Source organism: Pseudundibacterium arcticum, from assembly GCF_042646465.1.
In the GTDB taxonomy this organism is placed as follows: Bacteria; Pseudomonadota; Gammaproteobacteria; order Burkholderiales; family Burkholderiaceae_D; genus Undibacterium_A; species Undibacterium_A arcticum.
In genome coordinates this window covers 1-4917 of record NZ_JBHRTP010000087.1, presented here as the reverse complement: position 1 = coordinate 4917, position 4917 = coordinate 1, and the positions used below count along the sequence as shown (strand labels likewise).

At 59.2% G+C, this 4917-nt stretch carries 5 protein-coding genes and 1 tRNA gene; 2 read left to right on the top strand and 4 right to left on the bottom strand.

The genetic code is table 11. The features are described 5' to 3' along the window. Positions 1–420: hypothetical protein (locus ACFOFO_RS22720; RefSeq protein ID WP_390332951.1), on the top strand; the 420-nt coding region annotated here is incomplete at its 5' end. 204 nt (positions 421–624) lie between these two features. Here the strand turns inward: ACFOFO_RS22720 and ACFOFO_RS22715 are convergent. The 4 genes from ACFOFO_RS22715 to ACFOFO_RS22700 form a co-directional block, all read right to left on the bottom strand. Next, a tRNA-His gene (locus ACFOFO_RS22715) sits at positions 625–700 on the bottom strand. 96 nt (positions 701–796) lie between these two features. Continuing rightward, complete coding sequence (gene murI, locus ACFOFO_RS22710) at positions 797–1636, bottom strand: glutamate racemase (RefSeq protein ID WP_390323115.1); 840 nt, start codon at positions 1634–1636, stop codon at positions 797–799. 296 nt (positions 1637–1932) lie between these two features. Continuing rightward, positions 1933–3471: a fumarate hydratase gene (locus ACFOFO_RS22705; protein WP_390332949.1), complete on the bottom strand. Its 1539-nt coding sequence runs from the start codon at positions 3469–3471 to the stop codon at positions 1933–1935. Positions 3472–3537: 66 nt separating this feature from the next. After that, positions 3538–4161, bottom strand: a complete 624-nt coding sequence (locus ACFOFO_RS22700; RefSeq protein ID WP_390323117.1) for a TIGR00645 family protein — start codon at positions 4159–4161, stop codon at positions 3538–3540. 39 nt (positions 4162–4200) lie between these two features. Between ACFOFO_RS22700 and ACFOFO_RS22695 the strand changes: the two genes are divergently transcribed. Beyond that, a complete protein-coding gene (locus tag ACFOFO_RS22695; protein ID WP_390332948.1) occupies positions 4201–4515 on the top strand; it encodes a hypothetical protein in 315 nt (104 codons plus the stop codon). The last annotated feature ends 402 nt before the right edge of the window (positions 4516–4917 follow it).

Genomic DNA, 4917 nt, shown 5'->3' with positions numbered 1-4917 from the left:
CACGTTTTTACGCAAGGTGAGACGTCTATGAAAGCGGAATGGGACGCGGACAAGGCCGAGCGCATGCAGGCCGACAACGCAGCCATCCTGTCGCGCGTGAAGAACAACGAGAGAGTTGCAGAGCAACAACACATTGACAATGCCAACATCACGAAAGTCCACGATGAAGAACTATCTACTGTCCGTACTGCCCTTGCTCGTTCTGAGCGCCTGCGCATCGGCACCGCCCTCTGTGGTGGATCTGCCGGCGTCACCCAAACCGCAGGCGCCGGCAGCGGCGCTGCAACCGATCCCGGCAGCCGGGTACTTTCAACAGAAATGGACGGATCTGTTAAGTCGCTGATTTTCGAAATGGAGGAAGTGGCTGCAACTGGCCGTTCGGCTCAAGCTTTTATTCGGGCCAATGGGATGGCGCCGTGAGCGTCAATTAATAGTGATGAAATGCGCCAAGATCAACTTTGATTGATTGGGCGCAATAGCGCTGCCGCACGCATTTACAGTGCTAGAGATGTGGATTTATTGGGGGAGCTTTTTGAGGCGGATTGTAAACTTCAAAATACCGTTGTAAAAACACCTTATACAGTATGGTGTATCACTTCGAAACGCTTGAATTTACAGGGGCGGTGGGGTGGCCGATGGGGCTCGAACCCACGACAACAGGAATCACAATCCTGGACTCTACCAACTGAGCTACGGCCACCACTGCTTGCACTACTGTTGTCCTGATGTGTTACCAGAACAGCTGCGAATTATACAAACTTTGTGGCGAACTGGCAAATCAAAATCGCAGATCGATCTAGACGGCCGCGGCGATCGGCGTTTCCGCTGCAATTTGCATCACTGGCGGGCGCAGTTGCAGCAGTTGGGTGAAGGCATGTGCCAGCGCGCCGTGGCTGCCGGTGGTGAAGGCTTGCAAGCTGCCTTCGGTCGCCGTGGCGCTCAGTAAGCCGTGTTCCGCCAGCAATCGTGCCAGATGCCGCGCTACCGACTGGCCGGTGTCGATCACGCTGACCGGTTGCTCGCTGCTGCGCGATACCACCGCGTCGATCAAGCCTTGCACGAACGGATAGTGGGTGCAGCCGAGCACCAGCGTGTCGGCGCCTTGCGCGATCAGCGGCGCGACATAGCGCTGCACCAGCAACGCGGTGTCGGCCGAGTGCAGTTCGCCTTTTTCGATCTGGTCGACCAGGCCGATGCAGGCTTGCGGCAGGAAACGGACGCCGCTGTCGGCACTGATTTGTGCGCGCAGTTGCGCGAACTTGGCGCTTTTCAGGGTGTTATCGGTCGCCAGTACCCCGACGATCTTGCTGCGGGTTAACGCCACGGCGGGTTTCAGGCCAGGTTCGACGCCGACCACCGCCAGCGCCGGATAATGCGCGCGCAAGGCCTTGATCGCGGCGGCGGTGGCGGTGTTGCAGGCCACCACCAGCGCCTTGACACCTTGTTGCAGAAGGAAATCGGCAATCGCCAGCGTGCGTTCGACGATTACCGGCTCCGGCTTGTCACCATAGGGTGCGAAGCCGGAATCGGCAAAATACAGCAGCGATTCGTGCGGCAACTGCGCCCTGATATGGCGCAGCACCGACAGGCCGCCGATGCCGGAGTCGAAAACGCCGATCGGCGCGGAGCTAGGCATCGCAGAATCTTGGGTCACGTTGGTTAAGAGGTAAGAGGGCGGTAAATGCCAAAATTATACTGGCACGTGTATTTTCCAGAGGCCAATAAAATCAAGGGCAATACGACTATTTTCTCAATTTTTATGGGGAGTATATTGGCCGTCATCCCCGCCTGGCCACCGGCCAGCTTATCCTGGGCTGGTCGAAGGGCGGGGCGGCACTGCGTAGGTCAGGTGAGCGCAGCGTAACCCGACGTTTGGCTCCGCGGCAGGTTGACGTGTCGGGTTGTACCCGACCTACGACAGCTGACCATCAGTTACTTGGCCACCACCGCAATCTGGTTGACGCTGCTTTCGGCAATCTTGGCCTGCCATTCCTTGGGTCCGGTGTTGTGGACCGAGGTGCCGTTGGCATCGACCGCGACCGTGACCGGCATGTCGGTGACGTCGAACTCGTAAATCGCTTCCATCCCGAGGTCCTCGAAGCCGACCACGCGCGCCGACTTGATCGCCTTCGACACCAGGTAAGCGGCGCCGCCGACGGCCATCAGGTAGGCCGACTTGTGCTGCTTGATCGATTCGATCGCGGCCGGGCCGCGTTCAGCCTTGCCGATCATCGAGATCAGCCCGGTTTTTTCCAGCATCATGTCGGTGAACTTGTCCATCCGCGTCGCGGTGGTCGGGCCGGCCGGGCCGACCGCTTCATCGCGTACCGGATCGACCGGGCCGACGTAGTAGATCACGCGGTTGGTGAAGTCGACCGGTAATTTTTCACCCTTGGCCAGCATGTCGGCGATGCGCTTGTGCGCGGCGTCGCGGCCGGTCAGCATCTTGCCGTTCAGCAGCAGGGTCTGGCCCGGCTTCCACGACGCGACTTCTGCCTTCGTCAAGGTGTCGAGATCGACGCGTTTTGATTTTTCGGTGTCCGGCATCCAGTGCACGTTTGGCCAGTTCGACAGTGACGGCGGTTCCATATACGCAGCACCGGAACCGTCGAGCACGAAATGCCCGTGGCGGGTGGCGGCGCAGTTCGGGATCATCGCCACCGGCTTCGAGGCCGCGTGGGTCGGATACATGCGGATCTTGACGTCGAGCACGGTGGTCAGGCCGCCCAGACCCTGCGCGCCGATCCCGAGCGCATTGATCTTGTCGCACAGTTCGATGCGCAGTTCTTCGGTCTTGTTTTGCGGGCCGCGCTGTTTCAGCTCGTACATGTCGATGTCTTCCATCAGCGATTCCTTCGCCATCAGCATCGCCTTCTCGGCGGTGCCGCCGATGCCGATCCCGAGCATGCCGGGCGGACACCAGCCGGCGCCCATGGTCGGCACGGTCTTCATGACCCAGTCGATCAGCGAATCGGACGGGTTCAACATCACGAACTTGGTCTTGTTTTCCGAGCCGCCGCCCTTGGCCGCGACCTGCACGTCGATGCTGTTGCCCGGCACCAGTTCCATGTGCACCACGGCCGGCGTGTTGTCCTTGGTGTTCTTGCGGTCGAACTGCGGGTCGGCCACGATCGACGCGCGCAGCTTGTTGTCGTCGAAGTTGTAGGCGCGGCGCACGCCCTCGTTGACGGCGTCGGTGATCGAGCCGCTGAAGCCTTCCAGCCGCACCCCCATGCCGATCTTCAGGAACACGTTGACGATGCCGGTGTCCTGGCAGATCGGGCGCTTGCCTTCGGCGCACATGCGCGAGTTGGTCAGGATCTGCGCGATCGCATCTTTCGCGGCCGGGCTCTGTTCCGCCTCGTAGGCGCGCGCCAGATGCGCGATGTAGTCGGCCGGATGGTAGTAGCTGATGTACTGCAGCGCGGCGGCGACGGATTCGATCAGATCGTCTTGCTTGATGATGGTCATGGGATTCTCGCGGGGATGAGCGGGTTTAATTTGAAATGAGGTGAATTGAGGTGAATTGAATATGAATTAATGCGACTGCAGGTTGGCCTGCCGTTGCGTCTCGGTCATCAGCCGGTCGCAGTAGGCAATCGCCAGCGCCGACAGCAGGAACGTAATGTGGATGCCGGTCTGCGCCAGCAGCGTTTGCGCATCGTATTCCCTGGCGTTGATGAAGGTCTTGAGCAGATGGATCGACGAGATGCCGATGATCGCCATCGCCAGCTTGACCTTCAGGACCGAGGCATTGACGTGCGACAGCCATTCCGGCTGGTCGGGATGACCGTCCAGATCCATGCGCGAGACAAAAGTCTCGTAACCGCCGACGATCACCATGATCAGCAGGTTGGAAATCATCACCACGTCGATCAGGCCCAGCACCACCAGCATGATCGTGGTTTCGTTCAGTTTGGTCGGCGTGGTGGCGCCTTCGACTGCGACCGCGTCCAGAATATGCTGCAGCGCGCCGGGGCTGCCGAGCGCCGCGCCGATCAGGTCCGACAGTTCGACCCAGAAGTGGAATACGTAGACGCATTGCGCCAAGATCAGGCCAAGATACAGCGGCAGCTGCAGCCAGCGGCTCATGAAGATCAGGTTCGGCAGCGGACGCAACTTGCGCGGGGTGCTCACAGCGCCGGAGATAGGATCGGTCATAGGCTCGTTCTTGAAATTTCGGGATGGTGCAGGACCGGGATGCTGAAGGACAACAAAAACCCCCACATTTTACACGTGCGTCGCGTTTCGCAGCGGACCGCGAACAGGCCATCGGGCGGGGATCGTTCGATTGCTGAGGCAAACATGACACAACGCAATCGCTCAGTTTGGCAAAGCGGCAAGCTAATGCGAAACGCCGGTGTGGACCTGCGGCGCGCACGGTGGCGGCGGCTTCGGCCGATCAACGCCGGCTACGATGAATATACTCCCACGTATATCGTTGTCATTCCGCAATTAAATGAATGGAAGTTAAGTCATACTGGGCAGGAGTATTTTAATCCGGTCGACTGGTAAAGCCCAATGGCCGCGTGCCTTCTCGGCTGATGGGACACTGCATAGCACTTAAAATGCATCGGAGTAGGGTGCGCCGTGCGCACCGATGCGACCGCCATCATGGCGCCGACGATGGATGGTGCGCACGGCGCACCCTACAATTTATTTATTTCCCGCACAGGGTTTGCCGCATCGCAGCTTGCGGTTGCTTATCAGATGTGTAAGGCTTAAGTAAGAGTAAGCGTCTATGTTAGTCGGAATTAAAATTACTTCAGGCGGAGACAACCATGGCAGACATCGAAACAGTAAAACAGGAAACGCGCGTATTCCTCCCACCCGCAGAATTCGTCCAGGACGCGACCATCTCCGGCATGGACGCCTATAACGCACTGTGCGCCGAAGCCGAGCAGGACTTTGAAGGCT